Below are 17,975 nucleotides of genomic sequence, written 5' to 3'. Positions count from 1 at the left end.
TTCGTACTCATGAGTCATTGACACATTATGTGAGTGTGATTACAATTCCGCCTCTTTGTTGAGAGGCGTCGGTTGTTCTTCTTTAATAAAGAGCTTCTTTATATAAAGAAAGCAAAATGCCCACGCCGGGTTTAACAAGAACCTAAAACTACTGATCAGTAAAGGTAATTATCATGAAACGCACTTTTCAACCTACAGTTCTAAAGCGCAAGCGTACTCACGGCTTCCGTGCTCGCATGGCAACTAAGAACGGTCGTAAAGTTATCAACGCACGTCGTGCAAAAGGCCGTGCGCGCCTATCAAAATAATCGCTAGTTTATTTTGAACACGTACGCGTTTAATCGGGAGTTACGCTTGTTAACTCCCGAGCATTATCAAAACGTCTTCCAGCAAGCTCATCGAGCTGGCTCGCCTCATTTCACCATCATTGCTCGCAATAACAAACTTTCTCACCCACGATTAGGTTTAGCTGTTCCGAAAAAGCAAATCAAAACTGCTGTCGGTCGTAACCGTTTTAAGCGTTTGGCTCGTGAAAGCTTTCGTAACAATCAACATCAGCTTCCAAATAAAGATTTTGTTGTGATCGCGAAGAAAAGCGCGCAAGATTTAAGCAATGAGGAATTATTTAAGTTGTTTGATAAGCTATGGCATCGCCTGTCTCGCCCTTCACGTGGATAGCCATTGGGCTCGTTAATCTTTATCGCTGGTTTATCAGCCCTCTGATTGGTCCTCGCTGCCGGTTCACACCAACTTGTTCCACTTACGCGCTAGAAGCTTTGAGAGCTCACGGTTTTGTAAAAGGATGTTGGTTATCAGGCAAACGTCTATTAAAATGCCACCCTTTGAATGAAGGGGGGTATGACCCCGTTCCACCAGTCCAAAAACAAGACAGAGATAACTAACGATGGATTCTCAACGTAATATCCTGCTCATTGCTCTGGCACTGGTTTCTTTCTTGCTGTTTCAACAGTGGCAAGTAGCAAAGAACCCAGCACCTCAAGCAGTTGAACAGGCTCAATCAAGCAGTACTCTACCTGCACCATCTTTTGCTGATGAGCTAGACCCAGTTCCAGGTCAACAGCAAGCTTCTGCAAAAACTATCACAGTAACGACTGATGTTTTAACTCTGTCGATCGACACCGTTGGTGGCGATGTGGTACATGCCGACCTTAACAAATACTCTGCTGAACTTGATTCATCAGATCCATTCGTTCTGCTAAAAGACACTAAAGGTCACCAGTTCATCGCGCAAAGCGGTCTAGTGGGTCCTCAAGGTATCGACCTAAGCAGCACTAACCGTCCTCACTACAACGTAAGTGCAGACAGCTTCAAACTGGCTGACGGTCAAGACGAACTACGCGTTCCAATGACGTTCACTGCAAACGGTATCGAATACATTAAAACTTACGTACTGAAACGTGGCAGCTACGCGCTGAACGTGGAATACGATGTAGTGAACAACTCTGGTAACAACGCAACATTTGGTATGTACGCTCACTTGCGTCAAAACCTAATGGACGCTGGTGGTAGCATCACAATGCCAACTTACCGTGGCGGTGCTTACTCAACAGAAGACGTTCGTTACAAAAAATACAGCTTTGAAGACATGCAGGATCGCAACTTGTCTCTCAACCTAGCTGATGGTCAAGGTTGGGCAGCAATGATCCAACACTACTTCGCTGCAGCTTGGATCCCACGTAACGAACCAGGTACTAACCTGTACACTCGCGTGATTGGTAATCTAGGTGATATCGGCGTACGTATGCCAAACAAAACTATCGCGACGGGTGACCAAGCGAAGTTTGAAGCAACGCTTTGGGTTGGTCCTAAACTGCAAAAAGAAATGGCTGCAGTAGCACCAAACCTAGACCTAGTAGTGGACTACGGCTGGCTATGGTTCATCGCTAAACCACTTCACTCATTGCTTGCTTTCATCCAAAGCTTCGTGGGTAACTGGGGTGTGGCAATCATCTGTTTGACCTTCATCGTTCGTGGTGCAATGTACCCACTAACGAAAGCGCAATACACGTCTATGGCGAAAATGCGTATGCTACAGCCTAAGCTGCAAGCTATGCGTGAGCGCATCGGCGATGACCGTCAGCGCATGAGCCAAGAGATGATGGAACTGTATAAGAAAGAGAAAGTGAACCCTCTGGGCGGTTGTCTACCTCTTATCCTACAGATGCCTATCTTCATCGCTCTATACTGGGCACTAATGGAATCGGTTGAGCTACGTCATTCACCATTCTTTGGTTGGATTCACGACCTTTCAGCACAGGACCCTTACTACATCCTGCCGCTACTGATGGGTGCGTCAATGTTCCTAATCCAGAAGATGAGCCCAACAACAGTAACGGATCCAATGCAGCAGAAGATCATGACCTTTATGCCGGTTATGTTTACCTTCTTCTTCTTGTTCTTCCCATCAGGTCTAGTTCTATACTGGTTGGTGTCGAACATCGTTACGCTGATCCAGCAGACTTTGATTTACAAAGCGCTGGAGAAAAAAGGCTTACACACTAAGTAAACCTTTATAGAAAAGCATAAGAAAGGCGGCCAAAAGGTCGCCTTTTTGTTTTTGGCTGATTACAATTCAGCTAACTAATTGGTTCTGGCTCCCTAGGTCTGTAAAACCCTATAGCCCAGCTCAAAAGGCAAGATTATGACTACAGATACGATTGTCGCTCAGGCTACCGCACCCGGTCGTGGTGGTGTCGGCATTATTCGTGTTTCAGGCCCTAAGGCCAATCAAGTGGCACTAGAAGTCACAGGTAAAACGCTAAAGCCTCGCTACGCAGAGTATCTGCCATTCCAAGCGGAAGATGGCACCGTGCTAGACCAAGGCATTGCACTGTACTTCCCTAACCCACATTCGTTCACTGGCGAAGACATTCTAGAACTTCAAGGTCACGGCGGTCCTGTTGTAATGGACATGCTAATTAAACGTATTCTGGGCATTGATGGTGTTCGTGCAGCCCGTCCTGGCGAATTCTCAGAACGTGCATTCTTGAATGATAAGATGGACTTAACGCAAGCTGAAGCGATCGCAGACTTGATCGATGCAAGCTCAGAAGAAGCGGCAAAATCAGCATTGCAATCGCTGCAGGGTCAGTTCTCACAACGTATTCAAACGCTGGTGGAGTCGTTGATTCACCTACGAATTTACGTTGAAGCAGCGATCGATTTCCCTGAAGAAGAAATAGACTTTCTTGCCGATGGAAAAGTATCAGCCGATCTTCAAGCCATCATCGATAACCTAGATGCTGTGCGTAAAGAAGCAAACCAAGGCGCCATCATGCGTGAAGGTATGAAAGTCGTGATTGCAGGTCGTCCTAATGCGGGTAAATCTAGCCTTCTGAATGCTCTGTCAGGCAAAGAGTCTGCAATTGTGACTGATATTGCCGGTACAACACGTGATGTACTGCGTGAACACATTCACATTGATGGTATGCCTCTACACATTATTGATACTGCCGGTCTGCGTGATGCTTCAGATGAGGTTGAGAAAATCGGTATCGAGCGAGCATGGGACGAAATAGCCCAAGCGGACCGTGTGCTCTTCATGGTAGATGGCACCACGACTGACGCCACGGATCCAAAAGACATATGGCCGGATTTCGTTGATCGCCTACCAAACAATATTGGAATGACGGTGATCCGTAACAAAGCGGATCAAACCGGTGAAGAAATGGGGATCTGCCATGTGAATGATCCAACGTTAATTCGTCTTTCGGCAAAAACAGGCGCAGGTGTGGATGCTTTACGCACCCATTTAAAAGAATGTATGGGCTTCTCAGGCAATACGGAAGGCGGCTTTATGGCTCGTCGTCGCCATCTCGATGCATTAGAACGTGCTGCTCAGCACCTACAAATAGGTCAAGAACAGCTTGAAGGCTTCATGGCTGGCGAGATTTTGGCAGAAGAACTGCGTATCACTCAGCAACACTTGAACGAGATTACCGGAGAGTTCAGTTCCGATGATCTCCTTGGACGAATCTTCTCCTCATTCTGTATCGGTAAATAGTAAAACGCGCGGTGTCAGGCATAAGCTTAACACCGCGTTTCTTTTTGTACTGACGAACAACTGCAACTTGTCGTTGGTATGACTTATAAAGGAAGACACATGATCCACATTATTACAGGCAGTACTCTCGGTGGTGCGGAATACGTTGGTGATCACCTAAGTGATCTACTCAATGAGAACGGATTGGAAACAACGATCCACAATCAACCAGAGTTGTCGTCGATCGAGAATCGAGGCACTTGGTTAGTTATCACTTCAACTCACGGTGCAGGTGAATATCCAGACAATATCCAACCTTTCATCAACGCACTGCAAAATACGCCACCAAAAATGGCGGATGTGAAGTTCGCCGTCATCGCAATTGGTGATTCAAGCTACGATACATTCTGTGCAGCAGGTCAGCATGCATATGACCTACTAGAAGATATTGGTGCAACACCTTTAGCAGATTGCTTGAAAATCGACGTGCTTAACCATGATGTACCTGAAGACGCAGCAGAAGCTTGGTTAAACGAGAACCTTGCACGTTTTTCTGCTTAATCCCCCTTTCACAGAGCCGAATTACGGCTCTGTTTTTCCTCTTTGTGAATAACTCCTATCAGCCAACACTGTTCAACCGCTCAAAAAACACCCAAAACATCTGTGGATAAGTAAGGTAAGATCCAGTGACTTTCCTTTAGTTATCCAAATAACAACTTAGATCTTTTTTTAGCCCTGTGTATAACCATCGATTTTGATCTCAGGAAATCCTCGATCAGATCAAATCATGATCACAAGATTTGATCCAAAGAAGATCCATGATCTTGTTGATCATTTTCCAGTTATCCACAGAAACCTGCGATCCTAATAATAGATCCAATAAAAGATCATATATATAGATCTTATATATATAGTCTTAAGGTCTAAAATGTGAAAAGCGAGAAAACGATTCTCTCTCATAGATAAAAAAGGTAAAATACCGCTCTTTTTTATCTGTCCATTAAATCCTTTGAATACCTGAGGTCAGTTCATGCTTTATCACGAAAACTTTGACGTCATTGTTGTTGGTGGCGGACACGCAGGAACGGAAGCCGCGCTCGCATCTGCACGCACAGGACAAAAAACCCTTCTCCTTACCCATAACATCGATACATTAGGCCAGATGTCTTGTAATCCGGCGATTGGTGGTATCGGTAAAGGTCACTTAGTAAAAGAAGTGGATGCTATGGGCGGTCTGATGGCTGAAGCCATTGACCATGCAGGTATTCAATTCCGAACGCTAAATGCTTCCAAAGGTCCAGCGGTACGAGCTACACGAGCTCAAGCAGACCGTGCTCTATACAAAGCATACGTACGCAACGCATTAGAAAATGCGCCAAATCTAACTCTGTTCCAGCAATCGGTCGACGATCTGATTGTGGAGCAAGATCGTGTGGTTGGCGTTGTGACACAAATGGGGCTGAAATTCCACGCGAAAGCTGTGGTATTAACGGTTGGTACTTTCCTTGGTGGTAAGATCCACATTGGTATGGAAAGTTCATCCGGTGGTCGTGCTGGTGATCCACCATCGATAGCATTGGCGGATCGATTGCGTGAACTACCATTCCGAGTTGATCGATTAAAAACAGGTACGCCACCGCGTATTGATGCTCGAAGCGTTGATTTCTCAGTGCTAGAAGCGCAGCATGGTGACAACCCGACGCCTGTATTTTCATTTATGGGGAAACGAGAGCACCATCCACGTCAGATCCCATGTTTTATCACTCACACCAATGAGCAAACTCATGAAGTGATCCGTAATAACCTTGATCGTAGCCCAATGTACGCTGGTGTGATCGAAGGTATCGGTCCACGCTACTGTCCGTCTATCGAAGACAAAGTGATGCGCTTTGCGGATAAAAACAGTCACCAAATCTTTATTGAGCCAGAAGGTTTAACGACGCACGAGTTATACCCTAATGGTATTTCCACCAGTTTGCCGTTTGACGTTCAAGTTCAAATCGTTCGCTCAATGAAAGGGTTTGAAAACGCACACATTGTTCGTCCTGGTTATGCGATTGAATACGATTTCTTCGACCCTCGTGATTTGAAGCAAACGTACGAAACCAAATTCATCAATGGTTTGTTCTTCGCGGGGCAAATCAACGGTACAACAGGTTATGAAGAAGCCGCTGCACAGGGTTTAATGGCTGGTCTTAATGCAAGTTTGCACAGTCAAGGCAAAGAAGGCTGGAGCCCTCGTCGTGACCAAGCTTACATGGGTGTCCTAATTGACGATCTGTCGACCATGGGTACCAAAGAACCGTACCGAATGTTCACGTCTCGAGCGGAATACCGTTTGTTGCTACGTGAAGATAACGCCGATTTGCGTTTGACAGAAAAAGCACGTGAACTTGGTTTGATTGATGATGTTCGTTGGGCACGTTTCAACGAAAAAATCGACAACATGGAAACTGAGCGCCAACGCCTAAAGTCGACCTGGATGAATCCAAATTCAATTGGTATCGATGAATTAAACAAGCTGCTGAAAACGCCAATGGCGCGTGAAGCAAGTGGTGAGGATCTTCTTCGTCGCCCAGAGATCTCATACTCACAATTGACCGAGCTCGAAGCTTTTGCTCCGGCGCTGGAAGATCAACAAGCTGCTGAGCAAGTTGAAATTCAGGTTAAGTACGATGGTTACATCAAGCGTCAACAAGAAGAGATCGAAAAATCACTGCGCCATGAGCACACTAAGTTGCCAGCTGATTTGGACTACAAAGACGTGAAAGGTCTTTCCAATGAAGTCGTTGCAAAGCTGACAGAAGCGAAACCAGAAAGCATTGGTATTGCATCTCGCATCTCGGGCATTACCCCTGCGGCGATTTCTATTTTGCTTGTTCACCTGAAGAAGCACGGTTTGCTGAAGAAAGGTGAGGAAGAATAATGAGCGCTTTACGTACCAGATTAGACGAGCTGATCGCACAAACCGATTTAGAAGTGTCTGAAAAGCAACGCGAGCAGTTAGTCGGTTACGTCGAATTGCTCGACAAGTGGAACAAAGCTTACAACTTGACGTCGGTCCGTGATCCGCTTGAGATGTTAGTGAAACATATCCTTGATAGCATCATCGTTAGCACTCACTTACCGGGTGAGCGCTTTATCGATGTTGGCACAGGACCTGGTTTACCTGGCATTCCACTCGCAATCATGAACCCTGAGAAGACGTTCTTCTTGCTCGATAGCCTTGGTAAGCGCATTCGTTTTCTCAAGCAAGTTGTGCACGCACTTGGGTTGAAAAATGTGACATCAATTCAAAGTCGCGTTGAAGAATTCCAGCCAGAAGAAAAATTTGATGGCGTTTTGAGTCGAGCTTTTGCTTCAATGACGGACATGGTGGAATGGTGTCATCATTTGCCTAAACAAGATTCAGGGGTGTTTCTTGCATTGAAAGGACAACACCCTAAAGATGAAATAGATCAGCTTCCTGAATGGTGTAGTGTGACGGAGATCATATCTTTAGCTGTTCCTGAGTTGGAAGGTGATCGTCATCTAGTAATCTTATCGCGCAAGGAAAATTAGCGAGGTAATCGTGGGTAAAATTGTAGCAATCGCCAACCAGAAAGGTGGGGTCGGCAAAACAACAACGTGCATTAACTTAGCAGCTTCGATGGCGGCAACAAAGCGCAAAGTTTTGGTGATCGATCTCGACCCTCAAGGCAATGCTACTATGGCTAGTGGTGTCGACAAGTACATGGTTGACGCGACGGCGTATGATCTTCTGGTTGAAGATACCCCGTTTGATCAAGTGGTTTGCACACAAACCACTGGGAAATACGATCTGATTGCAGCGAACGGTGACGTGACTGCTGCAGAAATCAAATTGATGGAAGTGTTCGCGCGTGAGGTTCGTCTCAAAAACGCCCTTGCGCCAGTTCGCGATAACTATGATTTCATCTTTATTGATTGTCCTCCTTCTCTAAACCTTCTTACAATCAACGCAATGGCCGCAGCCGACTCTGTGCTGGTGCCGATGCAATGTGAATACTTTGCGTTAGAAGGTTTAACTGCTCTTATGGATACAATCAGCAAGTTAGCGGCCGTGGTCAATGAGAACCTCAAAATTGAAGGTTTACTGCGTACCATGTACGACCCACGTAACCGCCTATCTAATGAAGTATCCGATCAACTTAAAAAACACTTTGGTAGTAAAGTTTACCGTACTGTGATCCCACGTAATGTGCGTTTGGCCGAAGCGCCGAGCCACGGTAAACCAGCTATGTACTATGACAAGTACTCAGCTGGCGCCAAAGCGTATCTTGCTTTAGCGGGCGAAATGCTCCGCCGCGAAGAAATCCCAGTTTAACTCTAACCTAAGGAATTCCTCCTATGTCTAAGCGTGGTCTAGGAAAAGGACTGGATGCGTTGTTGTCGACCAGTTCGTTAGCTCGTGAAAAACAGCACATTGCATCGCAAAGCCAAGCGTTGTCGGCTGATGGCGAGTTGACTGATTTGGCTATTGGTCAATTGCAGCCGGGTGTTTACCAACCGCGTAAAGATATGGCTCCAGAAGCGCTAGAAGAACTAGCCGCTTCGATTCAATCGCAAGGCATTATTCAGCCAATCGTGGTTCGCCAAGTGGCAAGCGGTCAGTTTGAAATCATCGCTGGTGAGCGTCGTTGGCGTGCGGCAAAGCAAGCCGGTCTAAAACGTGTACCTTGTTTGGTGAAAAAGGTCGAAGACCGTGCTGCGATAGCGATGGCGTTGATTGAAAACATTCAGCGCGAAGATTTGAACGTGATTGAAGAAGCGCAAGCGCTTGAACGTCTACAAGATGAATTCACGCTGACACATCAGCAAGTGGCCGATGTGATCGGAAAATCAAGAACGACCGTGAGTAACCTATTACGTCTAAATCAGTTGGAAATTGATGTAAAAGGTCTGGTTGCAGATAAAAAATTGGAAATGGGTCATGCTCGAGCTCTGTTAGCGTTAGAAGGCGAACAGCAGGTCGAAGTGGCGCAACAAGTGGCTAAGAAGCAAATGACTGTTCGCCAAACCGAACAGTTAGTAAAAAAGTGCTTAGCCCCACAGAATGAGCAAAAAGCTCAACAAGAAGATACCGAAGCAGAGCAAATGTCGCATAAATTGAGTCAACTGCTTGATGCTAAAGTTTCTTTGGTTCGTTCTGCAAACGGCAAAGCGAAAGTGACGATAAGTCTTGATGAGCCTCACAAATTGGATCAACTGATTGCCAAGCTAGAGGCCTAGATGAGATAATTGATTTAGGTCAATTAATCAAAATAATCGAATTTTGTGTGAAAGTTGTCGGATTGTAAACAAAACTGTAAGTTTTTGATGCAATATAATTGCATTCAATTGTTCTCACCGTATAATTTTCGCCAATTTCCCTGCACAGAGAGTTTAGTGCAAAGTGGATATTACTAGAGGTACGAATACATGGTAGCTGCGTTAGCTAGACCAGGACGAGAGCTCGCAAAGCAATTGTTAATGATCCAGTCTGGCGCGGTTATTTTTGTGGCTGCAGGAATGGCGATAGCCGTGAATCCTGAATGGGGAATTTCAGCGCTGGTTGGTGGGGGCATTTTTGTTGTTGCCAATGCTGTCTTTGCGTTATGTGCTTTTATGTTTAGTGGGGCTCGCGCTGCCAAGCGTATCGCGGCTTCTTTCTATACAGGCGAAGTTCTGAAAATCCTCATCACGGTTGTGTTGTTCTACGTAGCCTACATGTATATGCAGGTGGAACTTGTTCCCCTCAAACTAACCTATTTGCTGGTACTAGGTATTAATATCTGTGCACCAGTGCTATTCATTAACAACAAAAAATAGGATGAGTTATGGCTGCGCCAGGTGAAGCGCTAACATCGTCCGGTTACATTGCCCACCACCTTACTAACCTATCTCTTTACAAGTTAGGTCTAGTAGCGGAGGAGACAAGTTTCTGGAACGTACATATCGATAGCCTGTTTTTTTCTTGGTTTACTGGTTTAATCTTCCTCGGAATTTTTTACAAAGTAGCGAAGAGAACAACAGCGGGTGTACCGGGTAAGCTTCAGTGTGCTGTAGAAATGATCGTTGAATTTGTCGCGGAAAACGTCAAAGACACGTTCCATGGACGCAACCCACTGATCGCGCCTTTAGCACTGACTATCTTTTGTTGGGTATTTTTGATGAACGTGATGGACTTAGTTCCTATCGACTTCTTACCGTACCCAGCAGAGCATTGGCTAGGTATCCCTTATCTTAAGGTTGTACCGTCTGCTGATGTGAATATCACCATGGCTATGGCTCTAGGCGTTTTCGCATTGATGATCTACTACAGCATCAAAGTGAAAGGTCTAGGTGGATTCGCAAAAGAACTTGCACTACATCCATTCAATCACCCACTGATGATTCCGTTTAACCTACTGATTGAAGTGGTATCGCTACTAGCGAAGCCTCTATCACTTGGTATGCGTCTATTCGGTAACATGTTCGCGGGTGAGGTTGTATTCATTCTTTGTGCGGCAATGCTACCATGGTACTTGCAATGGATGGGTTCACTACCGTGGGCAATCTTCCATATCTTGGTTATTACGATTCAAGCCTTCGTATTCATGATGTTGACAATTGTTTACCTGTCAATGGCACACGAAGATTCTGATCATTAATTTTTTAAGCTTTTTATTTGGGCACTAAGCCAACAACTATAAATTGGAGATAGTAATGGAAACTTTACTGAGCTTTTCTGCAATCGCCGTAGGTATTATCGTCGGTCTTGCTTCTCTTGGTACAGCGATTGGTTTCGCACTACTAGGTGGTAAATTCCTAGAAGGTGCAGCACGTCAACCAGAAATGGCTCCTATGCTACAAGTTAAGATGTTCATCATCGCAGGTCTACTTGATGCGGTTCCAATGATCGGTATCGTAATCGCGCTACTATTCACATTCGCAAACCCATTCGTTGGTCAACTAGGTTAATCACCTTTAACTCGGGACGAGCTCAGGCTTGTCACTGATTAACACTAAGTCCAAATAGAGGGGTAGCTGTTGTGAACATAAACGCAACTCTGCTAGGTCAAGCAATCTCGTTCGCACTATTTGTGTGGTTCTGCATGAAGTATGTATGGCCACCATTGATGCAAGCGATCGAAGAGCGTCAGAAGAAAATTGCTGATGGTCTTCAAGCAGCGGAACGTGCTGCAAAAGACTTGGATCTAGCACAAGCCAACGCTTCTGATCAGATGAAAGAAGCGAAGCGCACAGCAACTGAGATCATCGACCAAGCGAACAAGCGTAAGTCTCAAATTATTGATGAAGCTCGCGAGGAAGCTCAGGCAGAACGCCAGAAAATCCTAGCGCAAGCGGAAGCAGAACTTGAAGCTGAACGTAATCGTGCACGCGATGAGCTGCGCAAACAAGTTGCTACTCTGGCTGTAGCTGGTGCTGAGAAAATCCTTGAGCGTACTATCGATAAAGACGCTCAGAAAGATATTCTCGACAACATTACTGCAAAACTTTAAGTCTGGGGGCGCATATGTCTGATTTGACTACAATCGCACGCCCCTATGCTAAAGCAGCCTTCGACTTTGCTGTAGACAAAGATCAGCTAGACCAATGGGGTCAAATGCTATCTTTTGCTGCTGAAGTTGCCAAAAACGAACAAATGAATGAACTTCTAACAGGTTCAGTTTCTGCTGATAAAATGGCAGAGATCTTTGTTGCAGTTTGTGGCGAACAAGTTGATGCGCACGGTCAAAACCTGATTAAGGTAATGGCTGAGAATGGTCGTCTGACGGCCCTTCCTGATGTTTGTGAACAATTCTTCCTATTGAAGAAAGAGCATGAGAAAGAAATCGATGTTGAAGTAATTTCAGCAAGCGAACTTTCTGATGAACAACTTGCAAACATTGGCAGCAAACTTGAAGTGCGTCTTGAACGCAAAGTGAAGCTGAATTGCAGTGTAGATGAGACCCTACTTGGTGGGGTTATTATTCGAGCCGGAGACCTAGTCATCGATGACTCAGCGCGTGGTCGTTTGAACCGCCTGAGCGATGCATTGCAGTCTTAATGGGGATTGGAGCATGCAACTTAATTCCACGGAAATTAGCGATCTGATCAAACAACGTATCGAATCTTTCGAAGTTGTTAGTGAAGCTCGCAACGAGGGTACTATCGTATCGGTAAGCGATGGTATCATCCGCATCCACGGCCTAGCGGACGTGATGCAAGGTGAAATGATTGAATTACCGGGTGGCCGTTATGCACTAGCACTTAACCTTGAGCGTGACTCGGTTGGTGCGGTAGTAATGGGCCCATATGCTGACCTTAAGGAAGGCATGAAAGTTACAGGTACTGGTCGCATTCTTGAAGTGCCAGTTGGTCCAGAACTTCTAGGTCGCGTAGTGAACACACTAGGTGAGCCTATCGATGGTAAAGGTCCAATCGAAGCTAAATTGACTTCGCCTGTAGAAGTAATCGCACCAGGTGTAATCGACCGTAAATCGGTAGACCAACCTGTGCAAACTGGTTACAAATCAGTTGACTCAATGATCCCAATCGGTCGTGGTCAGCGTGAGCTTGTAATCGGTGACCGTCAGACTGGTAAAACAGCAATGGCGATCGACGCGATTATCAACCAGAAAGACTCTGGTATTTTCTCAATCTACGTAGCAATCGGTCAGAAAGCATCGACTATCGCTAACGTAGTTCGCAAACTAGAAGAGCACGGCGCGCTGGCTAACACTATCGTTGTTGTTGCATCTGCTTCTGAATCTGCAGCGCTACAATATCTAGCGCCATACGCAGGTTGTGCGATGGGTGAATACTTCCGCGATCGCGGTGAAGACGCACTGATTGTTTACGATGATTTATCTAAGCAAGCGGTAGCTTACCGTCAGATCTCTCTACTACTAAAACGTCCACCAGGCCGTGAGGCATTCCCAGGTGATGTATTCTACCTACACTCGCGTCTACTAGAGCGTGCAGCTCGTGTAAACGAAGAGTACGTAGAGCGTTTCACTAACGGTGAAGTGAAAGGTAAGACTGGTTCTCTAACTGCTCTTCCTATCATTGAAACTCAAGCAGGTGACGTTTCAGCATTCGTACCGACTAACGTAATCTCGATTACCGATGGTCAGATCTTCCTACAAACTGAGCTATTCAACGCAGGTGTACGTCCAGCGGTTGACCCAGGTATCTCAGTATCTCGTGTAGGTGGTTCAGCTCAGACGAAAATCATCAAGAAGCTATCAGGCGGTATCCGTACTGCACTAGCTCAGTACCGTGAACTAGCGGCATTCGCGCAGTTCTCGTCTGACCTTGATGAAGCGACGAAGAAACAGCTAGACCACGGTCAAAAAGTTACAGAACTAATGAAGCAAAAGCAGTACGCTCCAATGTCTGTATTTGACCAAGCACTAGTAATCTTCGCGGCAGAGCGCGGCTATTTAGCAGATGTTGAACTAAGCAAACTGCTAGATTTCGAAGCGGCTCTACTATCGTACGCTCGCGGTCAATACGCTGAATTCGCAGCTGAGATCGACAAGACGGGTGCATACAACGATGAAGTTGAAGCTCAGTTGAAGAAACTGACTGACGACTTCGTAGCAACCCAAACTTGGTAATTAGGTCGGTGGCAGTTTCTGCCACCAACTAACGGAGAGTAACGATGGCCGGCGCAAAAGAGATACGTAATAAAATCGGTAGTGTTAAAAGCACTCAGAAAATTACGAAAGCGATGGAAATGGTAGCAGCTTCAAAAATGCGTCGTTCTCAAGACGCAATGGAAGCTTCTCGTCCATACGCTGAAACAATGCGTAAAGTGATCGGTCATGTGGCTAACGCAAACCTAGAGTACCGTCATCCGTACCTAGAGGAGCGTGAAGCTAAACGTGTTGGTTACATCATCGTTTCGACAGACCGTGGTCTGTGTGGTGGTTTGAACATTAACGTGTTCAAGAAAGCCGTTACAGACATGCAATCATGGAAAGAGAAAGGTGCTGAAGTTGAACTGGCTGTAATTGGTTCAAAAGCAACAGCTTTCTTTAAACATGGTGGCGCAAAAGTTGCGGCACAGGTTTCTGGTTTGGGTGATAGCCCAAGCCTAGAAGACCTAATCGGTTCTGTTGGCGTAATGCTTAAGAAATACGATGAAGGTGAACTGGATCGTCTATATGTGGTGTTTAACAAGTTTGTGAACACTATGATTCAGCAACCAACGATCGATCAATTGCTACCTTTGCCTAAATCGGACAGCGAAGAGATGCAGCGTGAGCACTCATGGGACTACATCTATGAGCCTGAGCCAAAACCTCTATTAGACACACTTCTAGTGCGTTACGTAGAGTCTCAGGTATACCAAGGTGTGGTTGAGAACCTTGCTTGTGAGCAAGCGGCTCGAATGATTGCGATGAAGGCTGCAACGGATAACGCAACCAACTTGATTGAAGATCTAGAACTTGTGTACAACAAAGCCCGTCAGGCTGCGATCACACAAGAACTGTCGGAAATCGTTGGTGGTGCATCTGCGGTTTAAGCTTAGGTAAAACGAAATAGTTTAGAGGATTAACGATGGCTACAGGTAAGATCGTACAGATCATCGGTGCGGTAGTCGACGTAGAGTTCCCACAGAGCGAAGTACCAAGTGTATATGACGCTCTAAACGTTACAGAATCGAAAGAGCGTCTAGTTCTTGAGGTTCAACAACAGCTAGGCGGTGGCGTAGTTCGTTGTATCGTAATGGGTAGCTCTGATGGTTTACGTCGTGGCGTTGAAGTGGTTAACACTGGCGCTCCAATTTCAGTACCAGTAGGTACTAAAACTCTAGGTCGTATCATGAACGTCCTAGGTGACGCGATTGATGAGCGTGGTGAGATCGGTGCAGAAGAGGTTTACTCTATTCACCGTGAAGCACCAAGCTACGAAGAGCAATCAAACGAAACAGCACTTCTAGAAACTGGTGTTAAAGTAATCGACTTGGTTTGTCCATTCGCTAAGGGTGGTAAAATCGGTCTATTCGGTGGTGCAGGTGTAGGTAAGACCGTTAACATGATGGAGCTTATCAACAACATCGCACTTCAACACTCAGGTCTATCAGTATTTGCTGGTGTTGGTGAACGTACTCGTGAAGGTAACGATTTCTACTTCGAGATGCAGGAAGCGGGCGTTGTAAACGTTGAGAATCCTGAAGAATCTAAAGTAGCGATGGTTTACGGTCAGATGAACGAGCCACCAGGCAACCGTCTACGTGTTGCACTGACTGGTCTAACAATGGCAGAACGTTTCCGTGACGAAGGTCGTGACGTACTTCTGTTCGTTGATAACATCTACCGTTACACGCTTGCAGGTACTGAGGTATCAGCACTTCTAGGTCGTATGCCTTCTGCGGTAGGTTACCAGCCAACTCTTGCAGAAGAGATGGGTGTACTACAGGAGCGTATCACGTCAACTAAGCAAGGTTCTATCACGTCTGTACAGGCGGTATACGTACCTGCGGATGACTTGACTGACCCGTCTCCAGCAACAACGTTCGCGCACTTGGATGCAACGGTTGTACTTAACCGTAACATCGCAGCTATGGGTCTATACCCAGCGATTGACCCACTAGATTCGACTTCTCGTCAGCTAGACCCACTAGTAGTTGGTCAAGAGCACTACGACACAGCTCGTGGCGTTCAGCAGACACTTCAGCGCTACAAAGAGCTGAAAGATATCATCGCGATTCTAGGTATGGACGAGCTATCTGAAGAAGATAAGCAAGTTGTATCTCGTGCACGTAAGATTGAGCGTTTCCTAACTCAGCCTTACCACGTAGCGGAAGTATTTACAGGTGACCCAGGCGTTTACGTACCTCTTAAAGAGACACTACGTGGCTTCAAAGGTCTACTAGCTGGTGAATACGATGACATTCCAGAGCAAGCGTTCATGTACTGCGGTACGATTGACGATGCTATCGAGAATGCGAAGAAGCTATAAGGCTAACTAGGAGGCGATATGGCACCAATAACCTTTCACCTAGACGTAGTAAGCGCTGAGAAACGTATTTTCTCTGGTCGTGTAGAAACGTTTCAGGTGACCGGTAGCGAAGGTGAACTGGGTATTTTCCACGGTCACACTCCGCTGCTGTCCGCTATTAAGCCTGGTATGGTGCGTATTGTGAAACAGCACGGCCACGAAGAGTTCATTTATGTCTCTGGTGGTATGGTCGAAGTTCAGCCTGGTACTGCTACAGTACTGGCTGATACTGCGATTCGTGGTGAAGATCTAGACGCAGCGAAGGCAGAAGAAGCCAAGCGCCGCGCTGAGGAGCAAATCCAGAATCAGCATGGTGACATGGACTTCGCACAAGCGGCCAGTGAACTGGCTAAAGCCATTGCTCAGCTACGAGTTATCGAGCTGACCAAAAAGCGTCGCTAAGCTCAATTAGCAACGTTGCATGAAAAAAGGCGGCCATTTGGTCGCCTTTTTGATTAATTTTAGTTGGAAATTTACATCCCACCATTAACTATTCCTTTCAAGCTGTTTAAAATAACGCCCAATTAAAATAGAACGTCAATAGGTTATTAATGAAATTCAGTGCTGTGATTCTTGCTGCGGGTAAAGGTACCCGTATGTATTCGAACATGCCTAAAGTGCTACACACTTTGGCAGGGAAGCCGATGGCAAAACATGTTATCGATACATGTACAGGTCTTGGCGCACAAAACATCCACCTAGTATATGGTCACGGTGGTGATCAAATGCAACAAACGCTAGCAAAAGAGCCGGTTAATTGGGTACTGCAAGCGGAGCAACTAGGTACAGGTCACGCGGTTGATCAAGCGTCTCCGAAGTTTGAAGACGATGAAAAAGTACTGGTGCTTTACGGTGATGTTCCACTGATTTCAGCTGAAACGATTGAAAACCTATTAGATGCACAACCAACAGGCGGTATTGCACTACTAACAGTGATGCTAGACAACCCAATGGGCTACGGTCGTATCATTCGCAAAAATGGTCCAGTAGTGGCGATCGTCGAGCAAAAAGACGCAACAGAAGAGCAGAAGCTCATCAAAGAATGTAATACTGGTGTGCTGGTGGCGACAGGTGGTGACCTGAAACGCTGGCTTGCTGGTCTAAATAATGAAAACGCACAAGGCGAATACTACTTAACAGACGTTATCGCGGCAGCGCACGATGAAGGTCGCGCGGTTGAGGCGGTGCACCCAGTAAACGCGATTGAAGTAGAAGGCGTTAACGACCGTGCTCAACTGGCTCGTCTTGAGCGTGCATTCCAATCAATGCAAGCACAGAAGCTATTAGAGCAAGGCGTAATGCTGCGTGATCCAGCACGTTTCGACCTACGCGGTGAACTGCAATGCGGTATGGATTGTGAAATCGATGCAAACGTGATCATCGAAGGTAAAGTATCACTGGGTGATAACGTCGTAATCGGTGCTGGTTGCGTACTGAAAGACTGTGAAATCGATGATAACACGGTGGTTCGTCCTTACAGTGTGATTGAAGGTGCAACAGTTGGTGAAGAATGTACAGTTGGTCCATTCACACGCCTACGCCCTGGCGCAGAAATGCGTAACGATTCTCACGTAGGTAACTTCGTAGAAGTGAAAAACGCACGTATCGGCGAAGGCTCTAAAGCGAACCATCTGACTTACCTAGGTGATGCTGAGATCGGTCAACGTACTAACATCGGTGCAGGTACCATCACTTGTAACTACGATGGTGCGAACAAGTTTAAGACCATCATTGGTAACGACGTCTTCGTTGGCTCAGATAGCCAGCTTGTTGCGCCAGTGACGATTGCTGATGGTGCAACGATTGGTGCTGGTACGACATTAACCAAAGACGTTGCAGAAGGTGAGCTTGTGATTACTCGTGCGAAAGAGCGCAAAATTACCGGTTGGCAACGCCCGGTAAAACAAAAGTAAGCCTCAGCTGCTTTCTTTAACCGAAATAAACCAAAGCCGCTCATCTGAGCGGCTTTGTTGTATCT

General features: G+C 46.0%; 20 protein-coding genes. All 20 read left to right on the top strand.

Translation table 11 applies throughout. The annotated features are described in order from the left end of the window. Window positions 1–173 precede the first annotated feature (173 nt). Window positions 174–308 carry a 50S ribosomal protein L34 gene (gene rpmH, locus NL647_RS25045; RefSeq protein WP_005378825.1) on the top strand — a complete coding sequence of 45 codons (135 nt, stop codon included), beginning with the start codon at window positions 174–176 and terminating at the stop codon, window positions 306–308. Between the two features lie 46 nt (window positions 309–354). After that, window positions 355–678, top strand: a complete 324-nt coding sequence (gene rnpA, locus NL647_RS25040; RefSeq protein ID WP_009699098.1) for a ribonuclease P protein component — start codon at window positions 355–357, stop codon at window positions 676–678. Continuing rightward, window positions 645–902 carry a membrane protein insertion efficiency factor YidD gene (yidD, locus tag NL647_RS25035; protein ID WP_005451046.1) on the top strand — a complete coding sequence of 86 codons (258 nt, stop codon included), beginning with the start codon at window positions 645–647 and terminating at the stop codon, window positions 900–902. The genes rnpA and yidD overlap by 34 nt, the downstream gene beginning before the upstream one ends. Before the next feature lie 2 nt (window positions 903–904). Then, complete coding sequence (gene yidC / locus NL647_RS25030) at window positions 905–2,527, top strand: membrane protein insertase YidC (RefSeq protein ID WP_005451045.1); 1,623 nt, start codon at window positions 905–907, stop codon at window positions 2,525–2,527. 135 nt (window positions 2,528–2,662) lie between these two features. Further along, window positions 2,663–4,024: a tRNA uridine-5-carboxymethylaminomethyl(34) synthesis GTPase MnmE gene (gene mnmE, locus NL647_RS25025; RefSeq protein ID WP_253650772.1), complete on the top strand. Its 1,362-nt coding sequence runs from the start codon at window positions 2,663–2,665 to the stop codon at window positions 4,022–4,024. A gap of 99 nt (window positions 4,025–4,123) precedes the next feature. Further along, window positions 4,124–4,564, top strand: a complete 441-nt coding sequence (gene mioC / locus NL647_RS25020; RefSeq protein ID WP_005451042.1) for an FMN-binding protein MioC — start codon at window positions 4,124–4,126, stop codon at window positions 4,562–4,564. A 469-nt stretch (window positions 4,565–5,033) separates the two neighbouring features. Continuing rightward, complete coding sequence (gene mnmG, locus NL647_RS25015) at window positions 5,034–6,929, top strand: tRNA uridine-5-carboxymethylaminomethyl(34) synthesis enzyme MnmG (protein ID WP_005451040.1); 1,896 nt, start codon at window positions 5,034–5,036, stop codon at window positions 6,927–6,929. After that, entirely contained in the window at window positions 6,929–7,564 is a 636-nt protein-coding gene (gene rsmG / locus NL647_RS25010; RefSeq protein WP_253650771.1) for a 16S rRNA (guanine(527)-N(7))-methyltransferase RsmG, read from the top strand. Before mnmG ends, rsmG begins: the two co-directional genes overlap by 1 nt. Before the next feature lie 10 nt (window positions 7,565–7,574). After that, on the top strand, window positions 7,575–8,348 hold the full coding sequence (locus tag NL647_RS25005) for a ParA family protein (RefSeq protein ID WP_005451036.1): 774 nt from the start codon (window positions 7,575–7,577) through the stop codon (window positions 8,346–8,348). Between the two features lie 23 nt (window positions 8,349–8,371). Next, window positions 8,372–9,253 carry a ParB/RepB/Spo0J family partition protein gene (locus NL647_RS25000; protein WP_005451035.1) on the top strand — a complete coding sequence of 294 codons (882 nt, stop codon included), beginning with the start codon at window positions 8,372–8,374 and terminating at the stop codon, window positions 9,251–9,253. A gap of 189 nt (window positions 9,254–9,442) precedes the next feature. Next, window positions 9,443–9,832, top strand: coding sequence for a F0F1 ATP synthase subunit I (locus tag NL647_RS24995; RefSeq protein ID WP_005440813.1), 390 nt, complete (start codon window positions 9,443–9,445; stop codon window positions 9,830–9,832). A gap of 8 nt (window positions 9,833–9,840) precedes the next feature. Then, on the top strand, window positions 9,841–10,653 hold the full coding sequence (atpB, locus tag NL647_RS24990; protein WP_005451034.1) for a F0F1 ATP synthase subunit A: 813 nt from the start codon (window positions 9,841–9,843) through the stop codon (window positions 10,651–10,653). A gap of 55 nt (window positions 10,654–10,708) precedes the next feature. Beyond that, entirely contained in the window at window positions 10,709–10,963 is a 255-nt protein-coding gene (gene atpE / locus NL647_RS24985; RefSeq protein WP_002540812.1) for a F0F1 ATP synthase subunit C, read from the top strand. Between the two features lie 71 nt (window positions 10,964–11,034). Next, window positions 11,035–11,505, top strand: a complete 471-nt coding sequence (gene atpF, locus NL647_RS24980; RefSeq protein WP_005451032.1) for a F0F1 ATP synthase subunit B — start codon at window positions 11,035–11,037, stop codon at window positions 11,503–11,505. 14 nt (window positions 11,506–11,519) lie between these two features. Further along, a complete protein-coding gene (gene atpH, locus NL647_RS24975) occupies window positions 11,520–12,053 on the top strand; it encodes a F0F1 ATP synthase subunit delta (protein ID WP_017191014.1) in 534 nt (177 codons plus the stop codon). Window positions 12,054–12,066: 13 nt separating this feature from the next. Next, window positions 12,067–13,608, top strand: a complete 1,542-nt coding sequence (gene atpA / locus NL647_RS24970; protein WP_005451027.1) for a F0F1 ATP synthase subunit alpha — start codon at window positions 12,067–12,069, stop codon at window positions 13,606–13,608. Window positions 13,609–13,652: 44 nt separating this feature from the next. Further along, window positions 13,653–14,519 (top strand): F0F1 ATP synthase subunit gamma, encoded by an 867-nt coding sequence (gene atpG, locus NL647_RS24965; RefSeq protein ID WP_005440806.1) that lies wholly within the window; start codon window positions 13,653–13,655, stop codon window positions 14,517–14,519. Window positions 14,520–14,554: 35 nt separating this feature from the next. After that, entirely contained in the window at window positions 14,555–15,958 is a 1,404-nt protein-coding gene (atpD, locus tag NL647_RS24960; RefSeq protein ID WP_005451025.1) for a F0F1 ATP synthase subunit beta, read from the top strand. Window positions 15,959–15,976: 18 nt separating this feature from the next. Beyond that, complete coding sequence (locus tag NL647_RS24955) at window positions 15,977–16,399, top strand: F0F1 ATP synthase subunit epsilon (RefSeq protein ID WP_005429758.1); 423 nt, start codon at window positions 15,977–15,979, stop codon at window positions 16,397–16,399. 149 nt (window positions 16,400–16,548) lie between these two features. Then, window positions 16,549–17,910: a bifunctional UDP-N-acetylglucosamine diphosphorylase/glucosamine-1-phosphate N-acetyltransferase GlmU gene (gene glmU / locus NL647_RS24950; RefSeq protein ID WP_009699093.1), complete on the top strand. Its 1,362-nt coding sequence runs from the start codon at window positions 16,549–16,551 to the stop codon at window positions 17,908–17,910. Window positions 17,911–17,975: the final 65 nt, after the last annotated feature.

The sequence above is a fragment of the Vibrio sp. Y29_XK_CS5 genome (assembly GCF_024181835.1).
Taxonomy (GTDB): Bacteria; Pseudomonadota; Gammaproteobacteria; order Enterobacterales; family Vibrionaceae; genus Vibrio; species Vibrio harveyi.
Note: the sequence above shows the minus strand (reverse complement) of the source record. Positions and strands in the feature narration are given on the sequence as shown.

Coding starts and splice junctions, on each gene's coding strand:
- rpmH (WP_005378825.1), top strand. CDS start 174: ATGAAACGCACTTTTCAACCTACAGTTCTAAAGCGCAAGCGTACTCAC.
- yidD (WP_005451046.1), top strand. CDS start 645: ATGGCATCGCCTGTCTCGCCCTTCACGTGGATAGCCATTGGGCTCGTT.
- yidC (WP_005451045.1), top strand. CDS start 905: ATGGATTCTCAACGTAATATCCTGCTCATTGCTCTGGCACTGGTTTCT.
- mnmE (WP_253650772.1), top strand. CDS start 2,663: ATGACTACAGATACGATTGTCGCTCAGGCTACCGCACCCGGTCGTGGT.
- mioC (WP_005451042.1), top strand. CDS start 4,124: ATGATCCACATTATTACAGGCAGTACTCTCGGTGGTGCGGAATACGTT.
- mnmG (WP_005451040.1), top strand. CDS start 5,034: ATGCTTTATCACGAAAACTTTGACGTCATTGTTGTTGGTGGCGGACAC.
- rsmG (WP_253650771.1), top strand. CDS start 6,929: ATGAGCGCTTTACGTACCAGATTAGACGAGCTGATCGCACAAACCGAT.
- NL647_RS25000 (WP_005451035.1), top strand. CDS start 8,372: ATGTCTAAGCGTGGTCTAGGAAAAGGACTGGATGCGTTGTTGTCGACC.
- NL647_RS24995 (WP_005440813.1), top strand. CDS start 9,443: ATGGTAGCTGCGTTAGCTAGACCAGGACGAGAGCTCGCAAAGCAATTG.
- atpB (WP_005451034.1), top strand. CDS start 9,841: ATGGCTGCGCCAGGTGAAGCGCTAACATCGTCCGGTTACATTGCCCAC.
- atpE (WP_002540812.1), top strand. CDS start 10,709: ATGGAAACTTTACTGAGCTTTTCTGCAATCGCCGTAGGTATTATCGTC.
- atpH (WP_017191014.1), top strand. CDS start 11,520: ATGTCTGATTTGACTACAATCGCACGCCCCTATGCTAAAGCAGCCTTC.
- atpA (WP_005451027.1), top strand. CDS start 12,067: ATGCAACTTAATTCCACGGAAATTAGCGATCTGATCAAACAACGTATC.
- atpG (WP_005440806.1), top strand. CDS start 13,653: ATGGCCGGCGCAAAAGAGATACGTAATAAAATCGGTAGTGTTAAAAGC.
- atpD (WP_005451025.1), top strand. CDS start 14,555: ATGGCTACAGGTAAGATCGTACAGATCATCGGTGCGGTAGTCGACGTA.
- NL647_RS24955 (WP_005429758.1), top strand. CDS start 15,977: ATGGCACCAATAACCTTTCACCTAGACGTAGTAAGCGCTGAGAAACGT.
- glmU (WP_009699093.1), top strand. CDS start 16,549: ATGAAATTCAGTGCTGTGATTCTTGCTGCGGGTAAAGGTACCCGTATG.